Genomic DNA, 23,208 nt, shown 5'->3' on the forward strand with positions numbered 1-23,208 from the left:
CCGCGCTATCGATCAAACCCTGATCAGGCGCACCCGCGTGCCCCAGGGATCGACGGCCTCCAGACCATTGGCGAGCGCCGTGACATGCGCGCCGCCCTTGCGCAGGCGCTCCTCCTGCGCAGCGAGAATGTCCTGCTTCGCCATCACCAGCGAGAACCAGGCGAGCCCCGTGGTCTGATCGTCGCGTTGGCCGGCCCCCTGGCTCTGCCAGACGTTCATGCCGAGGTGATGGTGATAGCGGCCCGACGACAGGAACGCGGCGCCGCCACGGCGGCGGGTCGGATCGAGGCCGACCGTGCCGTGATAGAACCGTTCGGCCTCGGCGAGATCGCCGACACGCAGATGCATGTGGCCGACGCGCAGACCATCCGGCGCCTTGGCGTAGTCTGCCACGCGCGTGTTGGTCAGCGACAAGAGGTCAGGGATGTTGAGCTCGTCGCTCGCCATCTTCACGCTGCCCTCGCTCCACTGCCATTGCGAGGGATCGCGGTCGGCATAGACCTCGATGCCGTTGCCTTCGGGGTCGTCGAGATAGACGGATTCGCTGACGAGATGATCGGCGAAGCCCGACAGCGGCACGCGGTGCGAGGCGGCGTGCACCAGCCAGCGCGCGAGATCTTTTCGCGACGGCATCAGGAAGGCGGTGTGGTAGAGGCCCGCGGCGTTGCGCGGCTCGATCGCGGCCTCGGGACGGGCTTCCAGCACGAGCAGCGTGATACCGGCCGTGCCGAGCGTCGCGCCGGTCGCGGAGCGCTCCATCACGGTGAGCCCGATCACGTCGCGATAGTAGTCCGCGACCTTGTCGAGGTTCTTGACCCGGAGCGTCACCATGCCCACCCGCATCGGCGTGCGGCTGGCATAGGTCGGACCGCCGCCTTGCGGCAGGCCCTCGGCCCGAGCGGCGGCGGCCGCCGCCATCGCGAGCGAGGTCGCACCGGCGAGTTGAAGCAGGGTACGGCGGGTGAGGTCGACGGTCATCGGTCGGGGCTCGCTGGAAACGCTTAGGGACGTGCGGTGCAATTTCTGGATTGCTACACGTTCCCGTGAAGGCCTCCCAATCACATGTTCGTCGGCCGTAGTCCTGCGGAAGCCGGTCCGCCCCATCTGTCCTGGCCACCCGGCCAGTTTCGCTATCGCCCGCGACATCCCAGATTGAGGACAATTTACAGGAGCCTTCCATGACCGACCCCACTCCTCTGTCGTCCCTTTCGTCCGCGCTCGCGGATGTCGTGACGCGCACCGCGCCATCCGTCGTCGCCGTGCATTCGCATCGCTCCCGCGCCACCGGCTTCGTCTGGAAACCCGGCTTGATCGTCACCGCCGACGAAGCGCTGGCCGACGAGGGCGATATCCAGATCAGCCTCCCCGACGGCAGCACCGCGGCCGCCACAATCGTCGGCCGCGACCATACGACCGACATCGCGCTGTTGCGCACCGATGCCAGTCTTGCGCCGGTCAAGCTGGCCGCGACCGTTCCGCCCCTCGGCACGCTGTCGGTCGTCGTCGCCACCGATCGCGATGCGCCGAGCGCGGCGCTCGGCATGGTATCACTGTCCGGCAAGAGCTGGCGCTCCTTGCGCGGCGGCGACATCGATGCGCGGATCGAGCTCGACGTACGCCTGCGCTTCGCGCAACAAGGCGGGCTCGCGCTCGATGCATCAGGCGACGCCTTCGGCATGGCCGTGCTCGGGCCGCGGCGGGTCCTGGTGATCCCGACGGCGACAATCGAGCGGGTCGCGGCACAGCTCGAGGCGCGCGGCCGCATCGCCCGCGGATATCTCGGCCTCGGGCTCCAGCCGGTGCGGCTCGACGATGGCATCGGCGCGATGGTGATGAATGTCGACAAGGCCGGCCCTTCGGCTGCGGCCGGCATCCGCCAGGGCGACGTCATCGTGGCGGTTAACGACCAGAAGCTCTCCGGCGTGCGTGCGCTGTCGCGGACGCTGGGACCTGCGAGCGTCGGCACGGTCGTCGATGTCGCGGTGCGCCGCGGCGGCGAGCCAGTCAGCTTCAAGGTCACGATCGGCGAGAGGCCCGAGGCGTGAGCGAGGACAACGCGCCCGAGATCGTGCTCGCCCTGGAGATCGACGATCCCGCCCTCGCCGATCGCCTGGCGGTCTTGCTCGGCAACATCGCCGGGCTTCGGCTCGCCGCGCCCGGCGAGGCCGCCACGGCGACGGTCATGGCGCGCGATCCGCGCAGCATGCCGGAAGACATCGCGCTGACGCAGCGCGAGCTCGATGTCCTGGCGCTGATGGCGGAAGGCGCGTCCAACAAGCTGATCGCGCGCCAGCTCGGCATCTCCGTGCACACGGTCAAATTCCACGTCGGTTCGCTGCTCGACAAGCTGGATGCCACCGGCCGCACCGACGCGGTCGCGCATGCGGCACGCCGCGGCGTGATCGAGCTATGACGCCGTCAGCTCCTATCGCGCTGATGTCGCCGGGAAGCTGAGCCGGACCGTGAGGCCCGGCGCATTGTCGTGCAGTGCAATCTCGGCGCCATGGAGACCGGCAACGGCCGCGACCAGGCTCAAGCCCAGACCGTTGCCCGGCGTGTAACGGCTCTGTTCGAGCCGGTAGAAGCGCTTGAACACGTGATCGCGCTCTCCGGTGGGAATGCCCGGGCCATCGTCGGCGATCGCGATCACCGCCCCGCCACCGGCGCTGCGACAGGTCACGGTGACCTGCCCGCCCGCGCGGCCGTGCTTTATCGCGTTGTCGACCAGATTGGCGATGGCGTCGAACAGCAGGTCGCGGTCCCCCGTAATCGCCACCTGGCGGTCGCCGTCAAGGCTGAGGCGGGTCGCCACCTGCTCGGCCGCGGCGTCATAGAGTTCGACGACCTCGCCGGCGATTTCAGCGAGGTCGAGCGCACGAAACGCACTCCGGCGGGCGCGGGTCTCGATCTCCGAGATCCGCGTGATGGAAGCGAACATGCCGAGCACCGAATCGAGATCGGCGATGGTGTCGCCGATCAGCACCGCATCGGCCTCACCATTGCGCGGGGTGTGATAGGCCTTTTCCAGCCGGCCGCGCATGCGCGTCAGCGGCGTGCGCAGATCGTGGGCGACGTTGTCGCTGACCTGCTTGACCTCACCCATCAGCGTCTCGATGCGGTCGAGCATCTGGTTGAGGTTTTCGGCGACGCGGTCCCACTCGTCGTGACTGCCGCGCAAGGGAATGCGCCGGTCGAGCCCCGACAGCATGATGGCGCGGCTGGTCGCATTGATCTCCTCGATCCGTCCGACCGTGCGCCGCGTCACCAGCACGGCCGCGACCCCGGCCAGCACGGCCAGCAGCACGGCGACGGCGACCATCGCGAGCTCGATCATCGCGGTGAAGCCGCTGTGATCGCCGGCGTCGCCGACCCGGCCCTGCACATAGGCGATCGTGCCGAAATAGACATAGGCCATGATCGCCGCGACGATCAGGCCGAACGCCGCGATCGCGATCAGTGCCAGACGGAAGGTGGAGGAGCGGAGCGTCTTAGCCAGGAGCACGGATGCAATATCCGATGCCGCGGATCGTATGGATCAGCGGATAGGCCTGGGCATCGTCGACCTTGCGGCGGACCCGCCCGACATAGACGTCGATGATGTTGGTGGAGGGATCGAAATGCAGATCCCAGACATGCTGGAGCAGCATCGCCCGGGAGACGACGCGGCCTTCGTTGCGGACGAGATATTCGAGCAGCTGAAACTCGCGCGGCAGCAGCGGAATTTTCCGGCCGCGCCGGCTGGCGTTGCGCGCGATCAGGTCGATGGCGAGATCGCCGACCCGCAGGATGGTTTCCTTGGCGACGGTCTCGCTGCGGCGGCCGAGCGCCTCGAGGCGCGCCAGCAGCTCGACGAAGGAGAACGGCTTGACGAGATAGTCATCGCCCCCGGCGCGCAAACCGCGCACGCGGTCGTCAACCTCGCCGAGCGCGGAGATGATCAGGAAGGGTGCGGCGATGCCGTCGTCGCGCAACTGGCGCATCACGGCGATGCCGTCGATGTCGGGCAGCATGCGGTCGATGGTGATCACGGCATAGTCGCGGGCGACGCCGTGGCTCAGGGCTTCACGACCCGTCGCGGCAAGATCGACGTCGTAGCCCGAGGTGGTGAGTTCCTCGACGAGCTGGCCTGCGGTTTCCGGATCGTCCTCGACGACCAGAATGCGGCGGTGACCTCCGGTCATGCAAAACTCCGCGCGACGATCGCCACCAGACTATCCCGTTCCGGGGCTGAGCGGAACCGCCCGGTGGCGATCGCGACAATGGTGCGGTACCGCGATGCGACTACCAATAGTCTCCGCACACATTGACCCATTGCCATCCATAGGGCGTCAAGCTCCTGCGCCAGCAACCATCGTCGTAATAGTTGGCATAGTTGGCATAGAAGAACGGCGCGCCGACGAAAGCGAACCGGTTGAAGCGGTGACGGTGGAAGAAGGCATGGCGGCCAATGAACGGCCTGCCGTGCCAGCCCGGGCCAGCAAACCGCGGGCCGAAAGCGGCGCGGGTCGCTAATGGTGCACCGGCAAAGCGCGGCCCGATGGCGGCGCGGGCAGCCATTGGCGAGCCGACGAAGCGGGCTCCACCGAAGCCCGGGCCGCCAGCAAAGCGCGCGCCACCCATGCCGCCGAAACCACCCGCGCGCATGCCGCCGAAGCCACCCGCATGCATTCCGCCGCCACCGAAATGCCCGCCACCGCCAAAGCCGCCATGGCCGCCACCGCCGAAGCCGCCACCGCCATGGCCTCCGCCACCGCCGCCACGGGCAAGCGCAGGTGAAGCGAGCGCCATCATTGCGGCGAGCGTCACCGCAGTGACGCCTTTGAGAAGCCTGTTGTCCATCGAAGCATCCTCCGTGCTGCGCGGCGATCTTTCTGCCGCGCGAGGAGGATCAGATGAGAGGAAGGGACAGGCACCTTCAACTTACAAACGCGCCAGATTCTGACGCAGGTGTTAGGGACGAACGCTCTTTCGCTCCCTCACCCCGTTCTGACGGGGAGAGGGTGGGGTGAGAGGCTGCGTCCCGCCAAGGTGATCTAAAAAGTGATCGCAACGCTTGTCCCGTGCACCGTCAAGTTACGAGCCGGAGGGGCCTTTGATCCGGTCAGCCGCATGCCTTGCCTCACCTGGATCGCTAGCGCGATCCGACCTCTCCCCGCAAGAGCGGGGAGAGGTTAAAGTATCACGCCCGCTTGCCGCCGTTCCTCTCGGCCGCCCGGCGCATGGCCTCCGCGAGGGCGCCGCCGCCGGAGGATTCCTGGTTGCGCGGGGCCGACGACGTCATGCGCGCGGGGTTTCGCGAGCTGTTGTCCCGCTGCATGCCGGGCGCGTCCTTCTTGGCGCCGACCTCGTCGTCGAGGCGCAATGTCAGCGAGATGCGCTTGCGGGCGACTTCGAAGTCCAGCACCTTCACCTTGACGATGTCTCCGGGCTTCACCACCTCGCGCGGATCCTTGATGTAGTTCCTGGACATCGCCGAGATGTGAACCAGGCCGTCCTGGTGCACGCCGATATCGACGAAGGCGCCGAAGGCGGCAACGTTGGTCACGGTCCCCTCGAGGATCATGCCCTTCTGGAGATGCTTGATCTCCTCGACACCCTCCTTGAACACCGCGGCCTTGAACGCCGGACGCGGATCGCGGCCGGGCTTCTCGAGCTCGCGCAGGATGTCGGTGACGGTCGGCAGACCAAAGGTCTCGTCGACGAAATCTTTCGGCTTCAGCGTACGCACGATCTCGCTGCTGCCGATCAGCGCCTTGATGTCACTCTTGGTGGCGCTGAGAATCCGGCGCACCACGGGATAGGCTTCCGGATGCACGCCGGACGCATCGAGCGGGTCCTCGCCGCCGAGGATGCGCAGGAAGCCGGCGCATTGCTCGAACGCCTTCGGGCCGAGCCGCGGCACGTCCTTCAGCGCCTTGCGCGACTTGAACGGGCCGTTGGCGTCGCGGTGGGCCACGATGCTCGAGGCCAGGCCGGAGCCGACACCCGACACGCGGGCCAGAAGTGGCGCCGAGGCGGTGTTGACGTCGACGCCGACCGCGTTCACGCAGTCCTCGACCACGGCATCGAGCGACTTGGCGAGCTTGGCCTGGCCGAGGTCGTGCTGGTACTGGCCGACGCCGATCGCCTTGGGCTCGATCTTGACGAGCTCGGCGAGCGGGTCCTGGAGACGGCGGGCGATCGAGACTGCGCCTCGCAGGGTGACGTCGAGACCCGGCAACTCCTCCGAGGCGAAGGCCGAGGCCGAATAGACCGACGCGCCGGCTTCCGACACCACGATCTTGGTCATCTTCAGCTCGGCCAGGCCCTTGACGAGATCGCCTGCGAGCTTGTCGGTTTCGCGCGAGGCGGTGCCGTTGCCGATCGCGATCAGCTCGACACGATGCTTCAGCGCAAGCTTGCCGAGGATCGCAAGCGCCTCGTTCCACTGCCGCTGCGGCTCGTGCGGATAGATCACGGCAGTATCGACCACCTTGCCGGTCGCGTCGGTGACGGCGACCTTGACGCCGGTGCGGTAGCCCGGATCGAGGCCCATGGTGACACGGGTGCCGGCGGGTGCCGCGAGCAGCAGGTCGCGCAAATTGGAAGCGAACACGCGCACGGCCTCGGTCTCGGCGGCATTCCACAGCCGCATGCGCAGGTCGATGTTGAGATGCACCTGGATCTTGGTGCGCCAGGCCCAGCGCACGGTGTCGATCAGCCAGCGGTCGCCGGCGCGCTTGAGGTCGGCGATGCCGAACCGCTTCATGATCTTCAATTCATAAGCGCTCGGCACGCCCGGCGGCGACGCTTCGGCTTCGGCCTGCATCTGAAGGTCGAGGATTTCCTCCTTCTCGCCGCGGAACATCGCGAGGATGCGGTGCGACGGGAGCTTCGTCAGCGGCTCGGAGAACTCGAAATAGTCGGCGAACTTTTCGCCCTCGGTCTTCTTGCCCTCGCGCACCTTGGAGGCCATGCGCGCGTTGGTCCACATCTCTTCGCGCAAAGCACCGATCAGGTCGGCGTCTTCGTCGAAGCGCTCGACCAGGATGGCGCGGGCGCCATCGAGCGCGGCAGCGGCATCGGCAACGCCCTTCTCGGCGTTGATGAAAGTTTCGGCCACGACCTTCGGATCGTTGCCCGGCTCTGCCATCAGCTGATTGGCCAGCGGCTCGAGACCGGCTTCCTTGGCGATCTCGGCCTTGGTGCGGCGCTTCGGCTTGAACGGCAGATAGATGTCTTCCAGGCGCGCCTTGCTGTCGGCGGCGAGAATGGAGGCTTCCAGCGCCGCATCGAGCTTGCCCTGCTCGCGGACCGATTCGAGGATGGCTTTGCGGCGGTCTTCGAGCTCGCGCAGATAGCCCAGGCGCTCCTCCAGGGTGCGCAATTGCGCGTCGTCGAGCGCACCGGTCGCTTCCTTGCGGTAGCGGGCGATGAAGGGAACCGTGGCGCCGCCGTCGAGCAACGTCACCGTCGCCTCGACCTGCTCCGCCCGTACCCCAAGCTCCTGCGCAATTTTCTGGTTGATATTTGCCACGCGAGAATCCCTCTATCCAAGCACGCGACGCGGGGGCGAACCACCGGCAGCGGGACGCCGCTTATGGACCAACCGAGGTTGATTCATCAAGGTGCGGCGCGCAACCGTCGACAGAGGATTTTTTTGTTGAACCGGATGCGATCTCGCCACATTCGTGGGTGCCTGCACCCCCGCTTGTGCCTTGACATGCGCCTCCGTTCCACGGCTGGTTCATCCGCCGGACCACCGAACTCCACACGAGGACTGCAATGCGGACAGCATCGGTCGGCGTCTTCAGGGTCGCCACCAAGGGCCCCGGCGACGTCTCCGGCCTCATGGCCATGATCGGCTCCGGCGCGATCGACCCGACAACGATTTTGGCCATCCTCGGCAAGACCGAAGGCAATGGCGGCGTCAACGATTTTACGCGGGAATATGCCGTTGCTGCGTTGTGCACCGCGCTGGCGCCAGAACTCGGCCTTTCGCCAGAGGCGGTCGAGCAGCGCATCGCCTTCGTGATATCGGGCGGCACCGAAGGCGTGCTCAGCCCGCATATCACGGTGTTCACGCGGCGCCAGGCTGAGCGCCCGGCAGGCATGTCCGGCAAGCGCTTGAGCATCGGCATGGCGCACACGCGGGACTTCCTCCCCGAAGAGATCGGCCGCTCCGCACAGATCATGGAAACGGCCAAGGCGGTGACTGCCGCGATGGCGGATGCCGGCATCACCGATCCCGCCGACGTCCATTTCGTGCAGATCAAATGCCCGCTGCTCACCAGCGACCGCGTCGAAACAGCAAACGCGCGCGGCAACAAGACGGCCACGACCAGCGCCTACAGCTCAATGGCCTATTCGCGCGGCGCCTCCGCGCTTGGGGTCGCGGTCGCGCTCGACGAGATCGCTTCCGATGTTGGCGACGACGACGTGCTGCGGCGCTACGATCTGTTCTCGTCGGTTGCGTCCACCTCGTCCGGGATCGAGCTGATGCACAACGTCATCATCGTGCTCGGCAACTCGGCGTCTTCAGCAGGCGAGTTCGAGATCGGCCACGCCGTGATGAACGATGCGATCGATGCCCCGGCGGTGGTGTCGGCGTTGAACAGCGTCGGGCTTGGTGTTGGCCTTGGTGTTGGGCTTGGCGTCGCGCCGCTAGCCACCGAGGGCCGCGAGCTCGTCAACATCTTCGCCAAGGCCGAGGCCTCGCCTGATGGCAGCGTGCGCGGCTTCCGCCACACCATGCTCGAAGATACCGACATCAGCTCGACGCGCCACGCCCGCGCGGCCGTCGGCGGCCTGATCGCCGGCCTCGCCGGCACCGGCGCGGTCTATGTCTCCGGTGGTGCCGAGCATCAGGGGCCGGCGGGCGGCGGCCCGGTTGCGGTGATCGCAAGGCTGTCTTAATGACGCGGCGACCTCTCCGCCCGGCGCAACCCTGCCCTTCGCGCCGGCTCAGTTGATTCACGCGGGCCCTTGCGAAAAAGGTGACGCCGCTACCCACGGGGATTTTGACTTCATGACTTTGCCGATGAGCTGGAACGAATGGGCGCAGCACGATGGCGTCGGACTGGCAGCGCGCGTCCGCAAGGGCGAGCTGACGGCGAAGGAACTGGCGCGCCAGGCCGCCGCGGGCGTGGCCAAGGTCAATCCGGCACTGTCGGGCGTGGTCGAGCTGTTCGAGGACGTGATCGCCGATCCGGCCAAGGACGGAGCCAATCTTGCCGGCCCGTTCGCCGGCCTGCCCTTCCTGATGAAGGACCTCGGACCGACCATGAAGGGCCGGCTGCAGGAGATGGGCTCGCTGCTGATGCGCGGCAATCGCGCCGCGGCCGATACGTTCCTCACCGGTAAATTCCGTCAGGCAGGCCTCAACCTGATCGGACGCACCACGACGCCGGAATTCGGCGTGTGCAGCTCGGCCGACAATCCCGCCGTCTACGTGACGCGCAATCCCTGGAATACCGACTACACCACCTGCGGCTCGTCCGCGGGCAGCGCGGCGATGGTCGCGGCCGGCGTCGTCCCGATCGCGCATGCGACCGACGGCGGCGGCTCGATCCGCATTCCCGCCGGCGTCAACGGCAATATCGGGCTGAAGGTGTCGCGCGGCGTGTTCTCGCTGGCCCCGCACATGTCCGACCTCACCGGTCTCGTCTCGATCCAGGGCTGCCAGTCGCGCTCGGTGCGCGACACCGCTGCCTTCGTCGATCACGCGCGCGGGCCTGCGCCCGGCGAGTTCATGCCGTTCTGGACCACGGCGCAGCCCTATTCCGAGATGATCAAGCGCGACCCGTCAAAGCTTCGCATCGCGCTGTCGCACACCTGGGGCGACTACACTGCGACGCCGGAGATCGCCGCCGAGCTGGAGAAAACCGGCCGCTTCCTTGAAGGCCTCGGCCATCACGTCGAATACGCGCTGCCCGAACTCGACTTCCGCGCCGCGTTCGCGGCGCAGACCACCTGCTACATCAGCAATTTTGCCGTGGTGATCTCCAACATGCTCGCCGCACGCGGGATGGAAAAGCCACCGGAAGATCTGATCGAGCCCATGAACATCAGGATCTGGGAAGCCGGTCGGCACACGAGCTTCGCCGAGCGGGCGAAGATGCAAGGCGTGTTCAACACCACGTCACGCGGCTTCGGCGCGTTCTTCGAGCAGTGGGACGTGATCCTGACGCCGATCACCGCGTTGCCGACGCCGAAGGTCGGCACCAGGGAATATCTCACCATCTCCGAAAATCCTGACGTCCTCGACTGGTTCGGCAATCTCTGGCGCTTCTTCGCCTTCACGCCGCTCGCCAATCTCTGCGGCATGCCGGCGATCTCGATGCCGATGGCAGAGCAAGACCACGGCCTGCCGCTCGGCATCCAGGCCATCGCCAAGCAGGCCAATGACGGCCTGCTCCTGCAGCTCGCCGCCCAGATCGAGCGCGCGCTCGACGGCAAGTGGAACGGCGGCAAGAAGCCGAAGGTGCATGTGGGCTGAGAGATTGCGATCGCATTCAAAAGCGATCGCCCGCGATCTCAATTCTTCACCGTCGGGATCACCTCCGCCGGCTGCTGCTGACCCTGCCTGTACATCGCCAGCGCCTTGTCGAGGGCCTCGCGCAGCGCCAGCGCTGCGGCCACGCTGCAACGCAAGTGCGCGGTCTGGACCACGTCGACCCTGACGGCGGCACCGACCGGCATCAGCAGGTTCGCGGCGAGCTCGATCTGGATCGCGCCGTTGTGGTGTCCGAAGCAGGATGCGCCGTCGAAATAGATGATCGGTGCCCGTTCCGAGCTGGAGCTCGAAATGGTCACGGGCCCCTGATTGGTGGCGGGTGTTTCGGGGTCGGCCATGGGCACTCCTTAGGGCTAGTCGACGGACGAAGCGCCCACCATCGTTGCTTCGGCACACCATGTCGAGGCCAAACCGGCCCAGGCAGACCAGCCTGCGAACCTGCCTGATGAGCCCCTTTCGGGGTTTTGCGCGGCGCCCGACCTGGTCTAGAACGTCGTCATGTCCACTTCACCCACCACGCTGCCGTTCGAGGATCTCGCCGAGGCGATCAAGGGCCGCCGCTCCGACTACGGCCATATCAGCGGGCTCCAGCTCGACCGCTTCGCCCCCGCCGAGGCCTGGTCCAGCCTGCCCTATCGTCCGGTCTTCGTCGGCGACACCGAGACCGGCGTGCTGCATGGCGGCGTCGTCACCGCGATGCTGGACGAGAGCTGCGGCATGGCGGTGCAACTTGCGCTCGACGGCACGCGCGCGATCGCAACCCTGGATCTGCGCATCGATTATCAGAAGCCGGCGACACCGGGCCTCGACATCAAGGCGCATTCGGTCTGCTACCGCACCACGCGCTCGATCGCCTTCGTGCGCTCCACCGCCTATCAGGACTCCGAGGACGATCCGGTTGCAACCGCGACCGCCTGCTTCATGATCGGCGCCAATCGCACCAACATGCTCGCGGACCGCAGGATGGACTCGCGCAGCATCCCGACGCTGGAGGCGCCCGACGATCCGGACGGCCCGTTCGCCAACAGCCCGTTCGCGCGCTGCCTCGGCATTCGCGTCAATAACGACGGCACGCTGACGATGCCGTTCTCGCCGCAGATCATCGGCAATCCGATCCTGCCCGCGATCCATGGCGGCATGACCGGTGCTTTCCTCGAGACCTCCGCGATCCTCGGCGTGAGGCGCGAGCTCGGCATCGCCGCGCTGCCCAAGCCGATCGGACTCACCGTCAACTATCTGCGTTCCGGACGCGCCCTCGATACCGTCGCCAATGTCTCGATCGTGAAACAGGGCCGGCGTATCGTCGCCTTCGAGGCGCGGGCCTGGCAGGACGATGCGAACAAGCCGATCGCCACCGCTTTCGGCCATTTCATGCTGCGGCCAACGCCCGGAAGTGACGAGGAATAGGCGTATTTTCCCTTGACGACCGGAGTTCCGGCCACAACGATAGCGCGGTTCCTGCGAGAGGTATTGGATTGCGGCATCCGCTCGACATCATCGCCATGTTCGCCGCGCTCTGGCTGCTGGCGTCGATGGTGCTCGACGCGCTGACGCCGAAGGAGCTGACCGCGGTGATGATCGGCATCGCGATCGGGCCCGCCATCGTCATCACCGCCGTGTTCTATTATTTGCGCTGCCCGCGCACCGATTTCGCGGTGATGTTCGCAGCGCTCTGGCTGATCTCCGATATCGCCATTGCATTCATCTCGCCGACGCAGCTGCCGTATTTCCTGATCGCACTCGGCTTCGTGCCGGCCCTGCTGATCGGCATCGTGCTGCACTGGCAGCGCTTCCAGCACCGCCACGAGCGGCTGCCCGCGCCTTCGGTGAAGCGGGGCTAGCGCGGTAGCAGATTTGTTTTAGCGAGATCCAGCACCTCGTCGCCGCGCCCGTTCATCACGGCGCGCAACACCCAGAGGCTGAAACCCTTGATCTGCTCGGGCGTGATGGTCGGCGGCATCGACAGCTCCTGCTTCGCCGTGACGACGTCGAGCAGCGCGGGTCCGTCATGCGCCAGCATCTCCTTCACGGCGCCCGGAAGCTCGCCGGGGTCCTCGACGCGTTTGGCGAAAATGCCCATCGCGCGCGCCATCGCCGCGAAATCAGGATTCTCAAGATCGACATTGGTGTCGACGAACCCGGCCGCCTTCATCTCCAGCGCAACGAAGCCGAGCACGCCGTTGTTGAAGACCACGATTTTCACCGGCAGCTTCATCTGGGTCAGCGTGATCAGGTCACCCATCAGCATGGTGAAGCCGCCGTCACCGGAAAGCGAGATGATCTGGCGGCCGGGCTGCGAGGCCTGCGCGCCGATCGCCTGCGGCATCGCGTTGGCCATCGAGCCGTGCACGAACGAGCCGATCAGCCGGCGGCGGCCGTTCATGTCGAGATAGCGCGCGGCCCACACCGTGGGCGTGCCGACATCGGCGGTGAAGACGGCGTCGTCGGAGGCATGGTCGCTGATGACTTTTGCCAGATATTGCGGATGGATCGGTTTGCTGCCCGGTGTCCCCTTCGCAAGCGAGTCGAGCCCTTCGCGCGCCTTCTTGTAATGCGCGATGGCGTCGTCGAGATGCCTCCGCTGGGTCTTGGTCTTGAGCAGCGGCAGCAGCGCCTCGATGGTCAGCTTGACGTCGCCGACGAGGCCGAGATCGATCTTGCAGCGCCGTCCCAGATTTTCCGGGCGGATGTCGATCTGCGCGACCTGCGCATCGGTGGGGAAGAACTGCTTGTAAGGGAAATCGGTGCCGAGCATCACCAGCGCGTCGCAGGCGTGCATGGCGGCATAGCCTGAGGAGAAACCGATGAAGCCGGTCATGCCGACGTCGTAGGGGTTATCGTACTCGACATGCTCCTTGCCGCCGAGCGCATGCACGATCGGGCTCTTCAGTGCTTCGGCCAGCTGCATCAGCGGCGCATGCGCGCCGGCGCAGCCGCGGCCACAGAACAGGGTGATGCGCTCGGCGCCGTTCAGGAGGTCCGCGAGCGCCTTCAGCTCGTCGGCCTGCGGCACAACCTTCGGCGCCGACAGCGCGAGCCCGCGCGTCGTCGACAGCGCGCGCTTGGGCGGGCTGCGGAACGCGATGTCGCCGGGCATCGCGATAACCGCGACGCCGCGCAGGCCGACCGCCGCACGAATGGCGTTCTCGATCACGTAAGGCAGCTGGCTCGCATCCGACACCAGCTCGCAATAATGGCTGCACTCCCTGAACAGGTTTTGCGGATGGGTTTCCTGGAAATAGCCGCCGCCGATCTCCGCCGAGGGGATCTGCGCGGCGATCGCGAGCACGGGAACACGGCTGCGATGCGCGTCGAACAGCCCGTTGATCAGATGCAGATTGCCCGGGCCGCAGGAGCCTGCGCACACCGCAAGGCTTCCGGTCATCTCGGCTTCGCCGGCAGCCGCGAAGGCCGCCACCTCCTCGTGGCGGACATGAATCCATTCGATGGTGCCGCGGCGGCGCAGCGCCTCGGTGAGACCGTTCAGACTGTCGCCGACGATGCCGTAGATGCGCTTGACGCCGGCCTGCTCGAGCGTTGCCACGAACAGATCGGCTACGTTGTTGATCGCCATGTCGGTCTCCTGATCTCGCTGGTGCAGCAAGATAGGATAAAGCGCGGCTATGACGGGATCACGGCTTGTTTATTGCTGGGTCAGTCTTTCACAATCGCCCGATCATAGGCCGCGATTGTCACCTTTGCGCGAGCGGCGACATCGGCGGCCGTCATGCCGGGCTTGTAGAGGCTGGAGCCGAGCCCGAACGCGGTCACGCCGCCCTTCATGTACTCGGCAAAATTCTGGTCGGAGACGCCGCCGACGGCGGCGATCATCACGCCCGCCGGCAGCACGGCGCGGATCGCGGCAATACCGGACGCACCGAGCACGCTGGCCGGAAAGAATTTCAGGCCCGATGCTCCGGAGCGCGCCGCGAGCAGCGCCTCGGTCGGCGAGAACACGCCCGGCAACGTCACCATGGCGTACTGATGTGCACGCGTGAGCACCTGCGTATCCACATTCGGCGAGACCATCAACTTGCCGCCGACGTCATTGAGACGATCGACATCTGCGGCGGTCAAGACCGTGCCGGCGCCGATCAGGACGCTGGCCGGCGCGAGCTTCGCGGCAATCGCGATCGAGCGGAACGGCTCCGGTGAATTCAGGGGGATCTCGATCGCGGTCATGCCGGCCTCGATCAGCACGCCGACGATCGCCTCGGTCTCCTCGGGCTTCACACCACGCAGGATCGCGACCAGCGGACGCTTCATCGGCGGAAAGGGAACGCTCATCTCAAGATTCCTCTCATTTCGTCCAGATCGCGGCAGCGGCCATCGACAGGCCGCGGCGAACGGCTTCATCGGCATCGATCGGCTGCACGGTGACCGACAGCGCATCGAAGGCCAGCCGGTACAGCATCGCGAGCCGCCCGGAGGCAATCAGCGTGATGCCCGCTTTCGGCACCGTGCCGGAGAGCCCTGCCGCCAGCTCGACGCCGATCAACGTGCCCGACAGCGTCTCGCGCGCGGCGGCCGGCGTGCCGCCGAACAGGAGCTGCCGCGACCGCGCTGTGAACAAAAGGTTGGCCGCGAAGGCCGGCGCTTCATACGCGGCTTTCACGGCCGCCTTGAAGCTCGCGACATCCTCGGCGTCATCGGCACCGGCGACCGCGAGTGACAAGATCGTCTCGCGCGAGACCACGCTGAAGAGCTCGCCGGTCATGAAGGTGGAGAAATGCACGACCGTGCCGTCCTTCACGCGCACCCATTTCGAATGCGTGCCGGGCATGCAGACCAGCGCTTCGCCAGGGGCCCCGAGACCGAGTGCACCGAGCAGCTGCGTCTCCTCGCCGCGCATCACGTCCGGCGCCCTGGTATCGCGCTGCGCGATCCCGGGCAGGATGCGAATATCGCGCGTCTCGCCGGGCACAAGCGCGGCCTGCTTCAGCACGGCAGAGAGCGGCGCAGGTGTGTCAACATAGCCGGCCTCGACCCAGCCGGTCTTGGCGCCGGCCATACCGCAGACAAGCACCGGCAGCTGGGCCGGGGCCTCGACAGCTGTGAGATGCGACTGCAGCACGCCGGCAAAGCCGGCCTTGGCCGCGGCCAGCATGCCCTCATCGCTGCGACGTTCAGCCAGCACCTTGCCGGCACGGTCGATCAGCCAGAGGCGGAAGCTACTGGTGCCCCAGTCCACCGCGACATAGGCGGGTTCGGTCATCTCAACACGTATCCTTAGTCTCACGGCCAAGACGCCGTCTCGCGACAATGAGACGACGGCGCGCAAATCCGCCCCGGGATATCGGCTATTGCCGCCTCAAACCAGCGATTTTTCGCGGGTCTGAGGCGCTCGCCGCGCTGGCACACCGCTTGCGATGCGGTGGCACACCGCTTGCTAAAGCTGTCCTGTTCAAGTCCGGGAACGCGCAACAAGACGCGTCAACATCAGATGAGGAAACCCATGGAGATCGGCTATTTCACGATGCCTTCGCACCCGCCGGAGTGCGGCTTGAAGGAAGGAAACGACTGGGACCTGCAAGTCATGCGCTGGCTCGATGAGCTCGGCTATCAGGAGGCCTGGGTCGGCGAGCACCACACCGCGCCCTGGGAACCCAATCCCACGCCGGACCTCCTGATCGCGCAGGCGCTGATGCAGACCAAGAATATCCGCATCGGGCCGGGCGGCTTCCTGCTGCCCTATCACCATCCGGCCGAGCTCGCCAACCGCGTCGCAATGCTCGACCATCTCTCCGAGGGTCGACTCAATTTCGGCGTCGCCGCTAGCGGCCTGCCGAGCGACTGGGCGATGTTCAACGTCGACGGCATGAGCGGACAGAACCGCGACATGACCCGCGAGGCGCTGGAGATCATCCTGAAGCTGTGGTCCGATCCCGCGCCCTTCACCTACAAGGGCAAGTTCTGGACGGTGACCAAGCCGGACACGATGTTCGACTTCCTCAAGCCCCACATCAAGCCGCTCCAGGCCCCGCATCCGCCGATCGGCGTTGCCGGGCTCTCTAAGAACTCGGACACGCTGAAGCTCGCCGGCGAGCGCGGCTTCATTCCAATGAGCCTCAACCTCAACCCTGCCTATGTCGGCAGCCATTGGGACTCGGTCGAGATCGGCGCCGCCAAGACCGGACGCAAGCCGAACCGGGCGGACTGGCGCCTCGTACGCGAGGTGTTCGTCGCCGACACCGACGAAGAGGCGTGGAAGCTCTCGACCGGTGACATGATGGGCCGGATGATGGGCGAGTACTTCCTGCCCCTGCTCGGCCATTTCGGCTTCAAGGACTATCTGAAGCACGCGCCCGACGTGCCCGACAGCGACGTCACCGTCGAATATTGCGCCAAGCGGAACTGGATCGTCGGCTCACCCGCAACCGTCGCCGAGAAGATCGAGAAGATCTACGACGAGGTCGGCGGCTTCGGCGTGCTATTGGTGTTCGGCTTCGACTACAAGCACAAGCCGGAGGCCTGGCGCCATTCGCTCTCGCTGCTCAGCAAAGAGGTGATGCCGCGCCTGAAGCATCTCGGCTCCGCGAAGAAGGCCGCTTGACGCGCGGCGGGTGCGGCGCAATCGTGTCGCACCCGCCCCGTTTCGGAGATTTCGGCGTGAGCGTCGACGCAAAGGATTTCAAACTGGCAATGCGCCAATGCGCCGGCGCGGTTGCGCTGGTCACGGTTGGCGCCGAGCACGGCAAGCGCACCGGGCTGACTGTGACATCAGCCTGCTCGCTATCGGACAATCCGCCGTCCCTGATCGTCTGCGTCAACCGTAACGCCAGCGCACATGCGCGAATCCGCGAGGAAGGCGCCTTCGCGATCAACTTCTTGCACGAGGACCACGCCGTGCTCGCGCTCACCTTCAGCGGCCAGAAGGGCGTCAACGGCGACGACCGATTTGCGTTCGGGCAATGGACGCGCGGGGTGACCGGCGCACCGGTGCTGACGGATGCGGTCGCCGCATTCGACTGCGTGCTGGCGCAGGAATTCGAGACCAAGACGCATTCGATCTTCGTCGGCGAGGTGCGTGGCGTCACGCATTCCGACGAGGCCGCGCCGCTGGTGTATCTGCGCAGCAGCTTCCACGTCCCTCACGAAATCCGCGGCACCGTTTCAGTCGGCGACCTCGATTCGCGGCATCTGAGCTGGAGCGATTTTTCGTAAGCTTCTCGCTTGCTGTTTTCCCTTCTCCCCTTGTGGGAGAAGGTGGCGCGAAGCGCCGGATGAGGGGTATGTCTCCGCAAACTCGAAAGGGAGTAATCGCGGAGGCAGACCCCTCACCCGTCTCGCCGCTACGCGGCGATCCACCCTCTCCCACAAGGGGAGAGAGGAAGAAAGAACGCCGCATGCGACTGAACGCTACTGCGCCGTCTCGATCTTCAACTGCTTGATCTTGCGGTACAGGGTGGCGCGGCTCAGCTTCAGCGCGCGGGCAGCTTCCGTCACGCGGCCGCCATGCTTGCGTAGCGCCTCGACGATCGTCGCGCGCTCGGCCGTTGCGAGATCGGGCTCTGCCGTCCACCCACCGAACGGAGGCAGATCGAGATCGGCATCCATGATGACGCCGTCCTCCGCGGTGCAGCCGGCAAGCCGCAGCACGTGGCGCAGCTGGCGCATGTTGCCGGGATAGGGATAGGCCGAGAGCAACGCCCAGGCCTCGTCCGACAGGCGGCAATCCGGCGCCTCCTCGCGCGCGATCTGGCGGATGATATCGTCTCTGTCGGCGCGCTCGCGCAACGCCGGCAGTCGCACGTCCATGCCGCGCAGCCGGAAGTAGAGATCGGCGCGGAAGGCGCCCTCCTCCGCCATGCGGCCGAGGTCGCGATGGGTCGCGCTGATCAGGCGGATGTCGACCGGCACCGGCTTGAGCGCGCCGAGCGGCCAGACCTCGCGGTTTTCGAGCACGCGCAAGAGGCGCGTCTGCAGCGCGATCGGCATGTCGCCGATCTCGTCGAGAAACAGCGTGCCGCCGTCGGCCTGCACGATCAGACCCTTCGAGCCGTCGCGGCGCGCGCCGGTGAAGGCGCCGGCCTCATAGCCGAACAGCTCGGCGTCGATCAGGCTCTCCGGCATCGCCGCACAGTTCAGCGCGACATAATGGTTGCGGGCGCGGTTGCTCGCCGCGTGAATGGCGCGCGCGAACACATCCTTGCCGACGCCGGTCTCGCCATGCAGCAGCACCGGCAGATTGTGGTCGCCGATGCTTCTCAGCCGTTTGACGCTTTTGATCAGGCCGGGATCGCGACCTGCGAGCCGATGCAGCGAATTGAAACGATCGACGGGAACGTCACGACGCTGAGTGGACGGCCTCGCCCGCAGCGGCGGCGCGACATGTCCCTGCCCGAGCGCGCTGCCGTCGGCGCGGCGCAGTTCGACGACCTCGTCCGCACCACGCGCCGCGTGATGATCGAACTTGATATAGCGCGACAGATCGATGCCCGATGCGATCAAGCCGTCTGTGAGGCCCAGCAGCGCGCGCGCCGAACGGCAGGCGCCGACGATGCGGCGATCGTCGTCATAGGCAAGCAGGCCGCTGCCGCCGTCGCCCGGCACGGTGGCGATCCAGGCGTTGTGGAAATGGCCGCGGAAGATCGCGCCCTCCATCCGCCGCGTCGCCTCCATCGTCACCGCGAGCGCGAGCTGATGCCCGGCGCGTTCGAGATCCTCGCGGCACGAGGTGATGTTCACGGCACCGGCGAGCCGGCCGGCCTGATCGAACAGTGGCGCCACGGCGCAGGAGAACATGTGCCACTGCGCGCGAAAATGCTCGTCGCGATGCACCAGGATGGGCTTCTCTTCGGCAAGCGCAGTGCCGAGCCCGTTGGTGCCCTCGAAGGTCTCGGCGAAATTCGAGCCGGTGTAGATCTTCCAGTCCAGAAACATCTTTGCGTCGGCTTCGGCCGGCAGGCGGCTGAACAGCATGGTCGCGTTCACGTCAGCGAGATTGACGCAGTAGCCGGCGTCGCGCAGCACGCGGGCGAGATCGTCGAGCTCGGGGGTCACGAGCCTGATCGTCTCCTCCATGGGCCCGGCGACGTGGCGAATCTCGGCTTCGGTGAGCGTCTGCGGCGGGCCCTGGCGGGCGGGGTCGAGCTTGTGGCTCACCAGGCAGCGCCGCCAGGAATTGGCGATGCGCGAAGAGGCATCGACGTCGGCCACGTGATTGGCGACGGACAAGACACGGGCGACATGGTTCGAGGCCGAAAGGCTGGCCATCGCGGACGTCTCCACCCTGCATTATTGTGCAAAGTCTGGCAGCACAGGCGGGGATGTCAATCGGGAACCGGGACGCAGCTATTGCTGCACTGCGCTCACCACGTATCGATGCAGGGTCGCTTCTTCTTCGTCCTCGCGGGCGGCCTCGGCACCGAGCGCACGCCCGCCATGATCCAGCGCCGCGTCTCGGCGGGGTCGATGACGTTGTCGATCTCGAACACCGAGGCGATCGAGACCGCCTTGCCGTTGGCATAGAGCTCGGCGACCTTGTTCCGATAATAGGTCTCGCGCTCCTCGGGGTCGGCGATCGCCTCCATCTCCTTGCGGAAGCCGAGGCGGACATACCCCTCCAGGCCCATGCCGCCGAATTCGCCGGTCGGCCAGGCCGCGGTGAAGAAGGAGGCGTGGAAGCCGCCGCCGATCATCGACTGCGCGCCGAGACCATAGCCCTTGCGCAGCACGATGCCGAACAGCGGTACGGTAAGGCTCGCGCCGGTGACGAACATGCGCGAGACGTGGCGCACGATCGCGGTCTTCTCGGCCTCCGGACCGACCATGAAGCCGGGCGTATCGCAGAGCGAGACGATCGGCAGATCGAAGGCGTCGCAGAGCTGGAGGAAGCGCGCGGCCTTGTCGCCGGCGTCGGCATCGATCGCGCCGCCGAGATGGCGCGGATTGTTGGCGATCAGTCCGAACGGCTTGCCCTCGATGCGGATCAGCGCGGTGATCATGCCAACGCCGTAGTCGCGGCGCAACTCCAGCACGGAATCCTTGTCCGCGACGAGATCGATGACGCTGCGGATATCGTAGACCCGCAGGCGGTTCTCCGGGATGGCGCGGCGAAGCAGGCGCTGGTCGGCCGCTTGCCACTCCGTCACCGCACCCTGGAAGTAGGACAGGTATTTTTGAGCCACCCGCGTCGCCTCCTCCTCGTCCTCGACCAGGATGTCGATGACGCCATTCGGCGACTGGAACGTAACAGGGCCGACCTCGGCCGGATGATAGACGCCGAGACCGCCGCCTTCGATCATCGCCGGACCGCCCATGCCGATCGAGGCGTTCCTGGTAGCGATGATGACATCGCAGCAGCCGAGCATCGCGGCGTTGCCGGCAAAGCAGTAGCCGGAGACCACGCCGATAACCGGCACGAGGCCGGAGAGCCGTGCGAACTGCACGAAGGACGGGCCGTCGAGGCCGGTCATGCCGAGTCGGTCGGTGTCGCCGGGCCGGCCGCCGCCGCCTTCGGCGTAAAACACCAAGGGCACACGCCAGTCTTCCGCCAGCGTCAGCATGCGGTCGATCTTCTTGTGGTTCATGTGGCCCTGCGTGCCCGCGAGCACGGTGTAGTCGTAGGCCACGACGATGCAGCGGCCGCCCTCGGCGCCGAACTTCTCGGCATTCACCGTCGCAACACCCATCACGAGGCCGTCGGCCGGTGTGCTCTTGATGAGATCGTCGAGCTTGCGGCGGCGTCGCTGCGCTGCGATCGCAAGGCTGCCATATTCCATGAACGAGCCGTCGTCGACGAGCTGCGCGACGTTCTCGCGCGCTGTGCGCTGGTTGGTGTTGCGGCGGCGCTCGACCGAGGCCGGCCGGTTCGCATCGAGCGTATTGGCCTGGCGCGCGATCATCTCGGCGAGATCAGGGCGGATGTGGTCGAGATCGACATCGGCCTCCGCTGCCGACGCATCGGCCGCGACGTCGAGCGGCTCCAGATACATGATTGGTTCGCCATGCATCAGGGTCACGCCATCGCCGGCGACGAGCTTCATGACGCGGCCGCCCTGCTCGGCCATGACCAGATGCTCCATCTTCATGGATTCGATCACGGCGAGCTGCTGGCCCGGGCGCACGATCTCGCCTTCCTTCACCTGGATGATGACGATGGTTCCCTGCAAGGGCGCAGCGACCATCACCGCGCCTTCGGGCACGATCTGCGCGACGTGCGTCTCCGCGCCATGGCCGCTTCGCTCGGTCGCGGCAAAATAGAGCGGCTTTGCCGCGCCATCGGCCGCCTCGACCAGCTTTGCGATGTTGCGATCGATGAAATCGGTCGCGATGCGGTTAGTCCTGAAATCGGGATGTGCGAGCACGGCTTGGAGGAAGGCGATGTTGGTCACGATGCCGTCGATCCTGAACTCGCGCAAGGCGCGCGAGGCTTTTGCCACGACGTCGTGCCAGGCTTCGCCCGGCGTGTGCACGATGACCTTGGCCAGCAGGGAGTCGAACGCCGCGCTGGTTTTATAGCCGGCATAACCAAAACTATCGACGCGGACGCCGGGCCCCGACGGCGGCTCGAACACGGCGAGCACGCCGCCGGTCGGATGCGTCGCCCCCAGCTCGTCCAGCGTCTCCATGTTGACGCGGAGCTGCATGGCATAGCCACGCGGCTTTGGGATGGCGCCCTGTGCCAGATCAAGGGATGCCAATGTTGCGCCGGCGGCGACCGCGAGCTGGGCGCGGACGAGGTCGAGGCCGAGCACTTCCTCCGTCACGGTATGCTCGACCTGAAGCCGCGGATTGGCCTCGATGAAGGCAAAGCTGTCCTCGGCCGTGCCGTCGACCAGGAACTCGAAGGTGCCGAGATTGTCGTAAGACGCAGCGGTCGCGAGCTGCTTCGCAGCTTCGATGATGCGGCCGCGCAAGGCGTCACTGAGCGACGGGCTCGGCGCCACCTCGATCAGCTTCTGGTGCCTGCGCTGGATGGTGCATTCGCGCTCCCAGAGATGGGAGATCGCGCCGTGGCGATCGCCGATGATCTGCACCTCGATGTGGCGGGCCTGGCGGATCAGGCGCTCGGCATAGACGCCGTCGAACCCGAACGCCGCCTTGGCCTCGGATTGGCAGCGCGCATAGGCTTCCGCGAGATCGGCGGCATTCTCCACGACGCGCATGCCGCGGCCGCCGCCACCGGCCATCGCCTTGATCACGATCGCCGCGCCCTTGCCGAGGGATTCGAAGAATGCCGTGATCTCCTCCAGCGACGAGGGCCCGCTGGTGCCGGCGATGATCGGCACGCCGCAACGCTTCGCCAGTTGCCGCGCCGCGACCTTGTCGCCGAACAGTTCAAGCGCGGCCGGCTTCGGCCCGACGAAGGCGATGCCCGCATCCGCGCAGGCCTTGGCGAACGCGGCATTCTCGCTGAGGAAGCCATAACCGGGATGCACCGCGTCGCAGCCGGCGCTCTTCGCCGCCTTCACCGCCGCTTCGATATCGAGATAGGCCCGTGCGCCGCGGCCGGGGATTTCGACCGCCCCGTCGGCAACACGCGCGTGCAGCGACAGCGCGTCATCGGCCGGATGGATCGCGACCGTCGCGATGCCGGCATCGGCCGCCGCGCGCGCGATGCGGATGGCGATCTCGCCACGGTTGGCGATCAGGAGTTTCTTGAACGACATGCGGCGTCTCCATGCCCGCGGGCCGAGGCGCGGGTCGGCAGGTTCGATGATCCTGCTTCTTCACTTTAACCGCGCTCGTCAAGGGCGAGAACGCCCGTC

Annotated in this window: 19 protein-coding genes; 8 read left to right on the forward strand and 11 right to left on the reverse strand. The window is 66.4% G+C overall.

Annotated features, from left to right (window positions below):
- Positions 1-12: 12 nt before the first annotated feature.
- Positions 13-978, reverse strand: a complete 966-nt coding sequence (locus tag AB7245_RS39050) for a VOC family protein (RefSeq protein WP_085399807.1) — start codon at positions 976-978, stop codon at positions 13-15.
- A 200-nt stretch (positions 979-1,178) separates the two neighbouring features.
- Between AB7245_RS39050 and AB7245_RS39055 the strand changes: the two genes are divergently transcribed.
- Complete coding sequence (locus tag AB7245_RS39055; protein ID WP_354080841.1) at positions 1,179-2,045, forward strand: S1C family serine protease; 867 nt, start codon at positions 1,179-1,181, stop codon at positions 2,043-2,045.
- Complete coding sequence (locus AB7245_RS39060) at positions 2,042-2,413, forward strand: response regulator transcription factor (protein ID WP_028151530.1); 372 nt, start codon at positions 2,042-2,044, stop codon at positions 2,411-2,413. The genes AB7245_RS39055 and AB7245_RS39060 overlap by 4 nt, the downstream gene beginning before the upstream one ends.
- Before the next feature lie 12 nt (positions 2,414-2,425).
- Here AB7245_RS39060 and AB7245_RS39065 read toward each other — a convergent pair whose 3' ends face one another.
- From AB7245_RS39065 to AB7245_RS39080, 4 genes are all read right to left on the reverse strand, one after another.
- Positions 2,426-3,502, reverse strand: a complete 1,077-nt coding sequence (locus tag AB7245_RS39065; protein ID WP_085399805.1) for a sensor histidine kinase — start codon at positions 3,500-3,502, stop codon at positions 2,426-2,428.
- Positions 3,489-4,181 carry a response regulator transcription factor gene (locus tag AB7245_RS39070; RefSeq protein ID WP_063985457.1) on the reverse strand — a complete coding sequence of 231 codons (693 nt, stop codon included), beginning with the start codon at positions 4,179-4,181 and terminating at the stop codon, positions 3,489-3,491. Before AB7245_RS39070 ends, AB7245_RS39065 begins: the two co-directional genes overlap by 14 nt.
- Positions 4,182-4,281: 100 nt before the next feature.
- A complete protein-coding gene (locus AB7245_RS39075; RefSeq protein ID WP_085399804.1) occupies positions 4,282-4,839 on the reverse strand; it encodes a hypothetical protein in 558 nt (185 codons plus the stop codon).
- 340 nt (positions 4,840-5,179) lie between these two features.
- Complete coding sequence (locus tag AB7245_RS39080; RefSeq protein WP_085399803.1) at positions 5,180-7,516, reverse strand: Tex family protein; 2,337 nt, start codon at positions 7,514-7,516, stop codon at positions 5,180-5,182.
- Between the two features lie 248 nt (positions 7,517-7,764).
- Here AB7245_RS39080 and AB7245_RS39085 point away from each other — a divergent pair, with 248 nt between their 5' ends.
- Positions 7,765-8,895: a ring-opening amidohydrolase gene (locus tag AB7245_RS39085; protein WP_085399802.1), complete on the forward strand. Its 1,131-nt coding sequence runs from the start codon at positions 7,765-7,767 to the stop codon at positions 8,893-8,895.
- Positions 8,896-9,007: 112 nt separating this feature from the next.
- Positions 9,008-10,477: an amidase gene (locus tag AB7245_RS39090; protein ID WP_167768098.1), complete on the forward strand. Its 1,470-nt coding sequence runs from the start codon at positions 9,008-9,010 to the stop codon at positions 10,475-10,477.
- A 38-nt stretch (positions 10,478-10,515) separates the two neighbouring features.
- Here AB7245_RS39090 and AB7245_RS39095 read toward each other — a convergent pair whose 3' ends face one another.
- A complete protein-coding gene (locus tag AB7245_RS39095) occupies positions 10,516-10,833 on the reverse strand; it encodes a hypothetical protein (RefSeq protein WP_028151536.1) in 318 nt (105 codons plus the stop codon).
- Positions 10,834-10,993: 160 nt separating this feature from the next.
- Here AB7245_RS39095 and AB7245_RS39100 point away from each other — a divergent pair, with 160 nt between their 5' ends.
- Entirely contained in the window at positions 10,994-11,902 is a 909-nt protein-coding gene (locus AB7245_RS39100) for a PaaI family thioesterase (RefSeq protein WP_135215195.1), read from the forward strand.
- Between the two features lie 68 nt (positions 11,903-11,970).
- Entirely contained in the window at positions 11,971-12,336 is a 366-nt protein-coding gene (locus AB7245_RS39105) for a hypothetical protein (protein WP_038942774.1), read from the forward strand.
- Here the strand turns inward: AB7245_RS39105 and poxB are convergent.
- The 3 genes from poxB to AB7245_RS39120 form a co-directional block, all read right to left on the reverse strand.
- On the reverse strand, positions 12,333-14,069 hold the full coding sequence (gene poxB / locus AB7245_RS39110) for a ubiquinone-dependent pyruvate dehydrogenase (RefSeq protein ID WP_085399837.1): 1,737 nt from the start codon (positions 14,067-14,069) through the stop codon (positions 12,333-12,335). The two genes, AB7245_RS39105 and poxB, sit on opposite strands and share 4 nt — an antisense overlap.
- An 80-nt stretch (positions 14,070-14,149) precedes the next feature.
- Positions 14,150-14,782, reverse strand: coding sequence for a 2-dehydro-3-deoxy-6-phosphogalactonate aldolase (locus AB7245_RS39115; protein WP_085399799.1), 633 nt, complete (start codon positions 14,780-14,782; stop codon positions 14,150-14,152).
- Between the two features lie 13 nt (positions 14,783-14,795).
- Positions 14,796-15,710, reverse strand: a complete 915-nt coding sequence (locus AB7245_RS39120; RefSeq protein WP_085399798.1) for a 2-dehydro-3-deoxygalactonokinase — start codon at positions 15,708-15,710, stop codon at positions 14,796-14,798.
- A 240-nt stretch (positions 15,711-15,950) separates the two neighbouring features.
- On the opposite strand from AB7245_RS39120, the gene AB7245_RS39125 reads away from it, so the two are divergent.
- Positions 15,951-17,048 (forward strand): LLM class flavin-dependent oxidoreductase, encoded by a 1,098-nt coding sequence (locus AB7245_RS39125; protein ID WP_063985464.1) that lies wholly within the window; start codon positions 15,951-15,953, stop codon positions 17,046-17,048.
- 56 nt (positions 17,049-17,104) lie between these two features.
- Entirely contained in the window at positions 17,105-17,659 is a 555-nt protein-coding gene (locus AB7245_RS39130; RefSeq protein WP_094183977.1) for a flavin reductase family protein, read from the forward strand.
- A 195-nt stretch (positions 17,660-17,854) separates the two neighbouring features.
- Here AB7245_RS39130 and AB7245_RS39135 read toward each other — a convergent pair whose 3' ends face one another.
- Both AB7245_RS39135 and AB7245_RS39140 read right to left on the reverse strand, forming a co-directional pair.
- Positions 17,855-19,711, reverse strand: coding sequence for a sigma-54-dependent Fis family transcriptional regulator (locus AB7245_RS39135; RefSeq protein ID WP_085400487.1), 1,857 nt, complete (start codon positions 19,709-19,711; stop codon positions 17,855-17,857).
- Between the two features lie 95 nt (positions 19,712-19,806).
- Positions 19,807-23,109 carry a carboxyl transferase domain-containing protein gene (locus tag AB7245_RS39140; RefSeq protein ID WP_439035571.1) on the reverse strand — a complete coding sequence of 1,101 codons (3,303 nt, stop codon included), beginning with the start codon at positions 23,107-23,109 and terminating at the stop codon, positions 19,807-19,809.
- Between the last annotated feature and the right edge of the window lie 99 nt (positions 23,110-23,208).

Source organism: Bradyrhizobium sp. 604_D8_N2_3, assembly GCF_051810765.1.
In the GTDB taxonomy this organism is placed as follows: Bacteria; Pseudomonadota; Alphaproteobacteria; order Rhizobiales; family Xanthobacteraceae; genus Bradyrhizobium; species Bradyrhizobium barranii.

Bases quoted from the DNA above. Each gene is read 5' to 3' on its own strand.
- AB7245_RS39050 (WP_085399807.1), bottom strand. From the start codon at position 978: ATGACCGTCGACCTCACCCGCCGTACCCTGCTTCAACTCGCCGGTGCG.
- AB7245_RS39055 (WP_354080841.1), top strand. From the start codon at position 1,179: ATGACCGACCCCACTCCTCTGTCGTCCCTTTCGTCCGCGCTCGCGGAT.
- AB7245_RS39070 (WP_063985457.1), bottom strand. From the start codon at position 4,181: ATGACCGGAGGTCACCGCCGCATTCTGGTCGTCGAGGACGATCCGGAA.
- AB7245_RS39075 (WP_085399804.1), bottom strand. From the start codon at position 4,839: ATGGACAACAGGCTTCTCAAAGGCGTCACTGCGGTGACGCTCGCCGCA.
- AB7245_RS39085 (WP_085399802.1), top strand. From the start codon at position 7,765: ATGCGGACAGCATCGGTCGGCGTCTTCAGGGTCGCCACCAAGGGCCCC.
- AB7245_RS39090 (WP_167768098.1), top strand. From the start codon at position 9,008: ATGACTTTGCCGATGAGCTGGAACGAATGGGCGCAGCACGATGGCGTC.
- AB7245_RS39095 (WP_028151536.1), bottom strand. From the start codon at position 10,833: ATGGCCGACCCCGAAACACCCGCCACCAATCAGGGGCCCGTGACCATT.
- AB7245_RS39100 (WP_135215195.1), top strand. From the start codon at position 10,994: ATGTCCACTTCACCCACCACGCTGCCGTTCGAGGATCTCGCCGAGGCG.
- poxB (WP_085399837.1), bottom strand. From the start codon at position 14,069: ATGGCGATCAACAACGTAGCCGATCTGTTCGTGGCAACGCTCGAGCAG.
- AB7245_RS39115 (WP_085399799.1), bottom strand. From the start codon at position 14,782: ATGAGCGTTCCCTTTCCGCCGATGAAGCGTCCGCTGGTCGCGATCCTG.
- AB7245_RS39120 (WP_085399798.1), bottom strand. From the start codon at position 15,710: ATGACCGAACCCGCCTATGTCGCGGTGGACTGGGGCACCAGTAGCTTC.
- AB7245_RS39125 (WP_063985464.1), top strand. From the start codon at position 15,951: ATGGAGATCGGCTATTTCACGATGCCTTCGCACCCGCCGGAGTGCGGC.
- AB7245_RS39135 (WP_085400487.1), bottom strand. From the start codon at position 19,711: ATGGCCAGCCTTTCGGCCTCGAACCATGTCGCCCGTGTCTTGTCCGTC.
- AB7245_RS39140 (WP_439035571.1), bottom strand. From the start codon at position 23,109: ATGTCGTTCAAGAAACTCCTGATCGCCAACCGTGGCGAGATCGCCATC.